The 826-nt window shown below is 61.3% G+C and carries 1 protein-coding gene; it reads left to right on the forward strand.

What is annotated here, in order from left to right; all coding sequences use genetic code 11:
• The coding region (locus ABWV89_RS18835; RefSeq protein WP_353400615.1) for a cadherin-like domain-containing protein at positions 1-826 on the forward strand (826 nt) is incomplete at both ends.

Raw genomic sequence — 826 nt, forward strand, 5'->3', positions numbered from 1 at the left:
TGACGCACCGGAAGTGGTGCCTGGAAGCGAAATTCCTGACCAGGCGGATGTGGATGGCAATACCATCACGCCGATTGACGCAAGCACCGCGTTTACGGACGCAGACTCAACCGATGTGCTGACCTTCTCGGTAGCAGGTCTGCCGACGGGCCTGACCATCGATGCCAACACAGGTGTGATCTCAGGCACGGTAGACAACTCTGCCAGCCAGAACGCGCCTGGTGGTGTGTTCACGGTGACCGTCACTGCGACCGATTCTGCCGGTGCAACGGTGACCGATACGTTCACCTACACCATCACCAACCCTGCTCCAGTGGCGCAGGACAATGACTACACCGCGGGTGCGGACGACCCGGCCGCCGTGATTGGCAACGCAGTGGTCGATGACACAGGCGATGGTGTTGACAGCGACCCGGACGGCGATGCGCTGCAGGCAGTGGTTCAGTCCAATACGCCTGGCGACAACGGGGGTCTGTTCAGCATTGCCGCCAATGGCGATGTCACGTTCGACCCGAACGGTGAGTTCAGCGCCCTTGCTCCTGGCGAGACGATGACCACGTCCGTGACATACACGGTCAACGACGGCGAAGGTGGCTCAGATACTGCCACGATCACCGTCACGGTGACCGGTGTGAACGATGACCCAACGGCGACGGACAACGACTACACCGTGGGTGAAGACGATGCGCCAGCGAACCTGGGCAACGTGTTGACCGATGACACCGGAGACGGTGTGGACAGCGATCCGGACGGCGGCACGCTGACGGTGTTGCCACAGACGGACGCACCTGGCTCCAATGGTGGCCTGTTCACCATTGGTACGGAT

This window comes from Hydrogenophaga sp. 5NK40-0174, assembly GCF_040372165.1.
Classification (GTDB): domain Bacteria; phylum Pseudomonadota; class Gammaproteobacteria; order Burkholderiales; family Burkholderiaceae_C; genus Hydrogenophaga.